Annotated in this window: 2 protein-coding genes and 1 pseudogene; 2 read left to right on the forward strand and 1 reads right to left on the reverse strand. The window is 67.3% G+C overall.

What is annotated here, in order from left to right; genetic code table 11:
- Window positions 1-211, forward strand: a pseudogene (locus tag ACFY2X_RS47225) (hypothetical protein); the annotation flags it as partial.
- A gap of 193 nt (window positions 212-404) precedes the next feature.
- Here ACFY2X_RS47225 and ACFY2X_RS47230 read toward each other — a convergent pair.
- On the reverse strand, window positions 405-893 hold the full coding sequence (locus ACFY2X_RS47230) for a DUF6326 family protein (protein ID WP_389952012.1): 489 nt from the start codon (window positions 891-893) through the stop codon (window positions 405-407).
- 377 nt (window positions 894-1270) lie between these two features.
- Here ACFY2X_RS47230 and ACFY2X_RS47235 point away from each other — a divergent pair, with 377 nt between their 5' ends.
- Window positions 1271-1945, forward strand: coding sequence for a TetR/AcrR family transcriptional regulator (locus ACFY2X_RS47235; RefSeq protein WP_389952015.1), 675 nt, complete (start codon window positions 1271-1273; stop codon window positions 1943-1945).
- Window positions 1946-2093 lie beyond the last annotated feature (148 nt).

The following is a 2093-nucleotide window of genomic DNA, read 5'->3' on the forward strand; positions in this document are numbered from 1 at the left end:
AAGACGGGAAGGCCTGGTCACGCGGAGCCGGTCAGAAGGAGACAGGCGCAGATCGTACTTGCGCCTGCGTCCGTCGGGGAAGTTCGACGAGGACGGCAACCCGATCCCCGCCCGACGGCACCACCCGACCAAGCCACGCAGGACCCGGCCGATGCGGTTCGTCGATGCCGGCACCACTGCCGGTCCGAACGCCGAACAAGCGGCCATTTGACCTCCCCGCCGCGGCTGGGTCCGGGGCCGCGACGACCCCAAGATGGTTGCCGGCAGCAGGGTCCCCATCACGGGCGTTGGCCACCGGCCAGTGAGCCCCCGCGCGGACACCGGACCGTTCGTGAGCAGGTTCTCTGCGTATACCGCGACTGAGCTGGTCACGGGCTTCACGCCGTAGGACTTTACACGGACACCTACTGTCGAAGGTCCTGTCGAAGGTCGGTCGTCGCGAGACCGGCTGGGACGGCGGGGGTTCGAGGCCATGTCCAGGCGGAGCGCAGGATGAAGGCCAGGAGCAGCACCTCGACTCCGATGGAGAGGCCGTAGAAGAAGGCCCAGTCCCAGGACTCCCCTGCCGCGTTGACCACCGAGTAGGGGATGTAGAGCAATGCAACAACGAGGTTCGTGGCGCGGTTCACCCGGGCGGGCAGCGTCATGGAGAGCATCACCATCAGGGCCGGGATCGCCACGGACGCGAGCATCATGGTCAACAACGTCGGGCTGATGTCGAACTCAAAGACGACGCCGGCGCGGAGGTTGTCGATGACGCCGGGCTTGTGGAGGTGGAAGTAGTCGACGTAGATGTAGAGGAACATGAAGCTGGTCCATGCGGCGGCGAGCTTGGCCTGCACGGGGACCGGCGGGTTGTCGAGCAGGTTCGGGGTTTTCGTTCGGATGGTCATCGGTTCTTCTTTCGAGAGGAGCGGTCCCTCCGCCGGAGTGGCGGCAGGGATGTACCGAGGCCGCGCCCACCTGGACGAGCACATCGCCTCGACCGGGCAGCGGTAGCCCGGACCTCGGACGACTCGAGCACTGAGGGCGGGCCGTAGCGGTGCCGCCCGGCGGCCCGCATCGTCGTCGCCCCGGCCGGACTCGCCCCCGGCACCAGGCGTGCTCCGGCATTCGATCGCTGTTCGATTCCCACAGAAGCCTCCTCACGTCCGAGCTACGACTCTGGCTGGCTCGTACACCGTACGTCGTACAATGTACTACGAGTAGTACGCTGTACCATGACCGTACGCTGGACGATTGTCAAGCCGTTCAGGGAGCGAGGAGACCCGTGTCTGCGAGGGAACAACGCCAGGTCGCGTCAGACGCGGGGCTGAGCAAGCAACGAGTGGTGGTCGAGGCGGTCCAGCTCGCCGACCGCGAGGGGGTCGGCGAGCTGAGCATGCGCCGGCTGGCTCGCGCTCTCGGCGCGGGCGCGATGTCGCTCTACCACTACGTGGCGAGCAAGGAGGAGTTGCTGGACGCCATGATCGACATCGTGTTCGAGGAGATCGAGCTCCCGCCCGAAGAGACCGACTGGCAGTCAGCGATGCGACGGCGGGCGATATCCGCCCGACGGGTTCTCGCATGCCACCCGTGGGCGATCGGCCTGATGGAGTCGCGGACATCGCCGGGGCCCGCGAACCTCCGCCACCGCGAAGCGGTCACCGCCTGCCTGCGGAGGGCTGGCTTCCCGGTCTTGATGGCGACGCACGCCAACTGGTTGCTCGACAGCTATGTCTACGGTTTCGCCCTGCAGGAAGCCAGCCTGCCGTTCGACACCGCCGATGAGTTCGCGGACATGGCCGAGGGCGTCTTCCTGCCCCAGCTTCCTCCTGACGAGTTCCCCTACCTCAACGAGTCCGCCGCGGTGCTCGCCGCTGCCGGCTACGACCCGGCGGAGGAGTTCATCTTCGGCCTCGACCTCGTCCTAGCCGCCCTCGAGCCCCTGAGAGCCTCCGCATAGCGACGCTCACGGACCGTCGCGCGGCCCTCTGCACCGCAGGCTCCGCAGACGGCGCTGAAGTGCTCCGCTGGTCGGCCCCGCACGGCCGGCGCCGCAACAACGTCACCGTCTAGACGGAAGCCGGTAGACGAAGAAGGTGGCAGGACTG

Origin of the sequence: Streptosporangium sp. NPDC000396 (assembly GCF_042898655.1) — a bacterium.
Lineage (GTDB): Bacteria > Actinomycetota > Actinomycetes > Streptosporangiales > Streptosporangiaceae > Streptosporangium.

Coding starts and splice junctions, on each gene's coding strand:
- ACFY2X_RS47230 (WP_389952012.1), bottom strand. CDS start 893: ATGACCATCCGAACGAAAACCCCGAACCTGCTCGACAACCCGCCGGTC.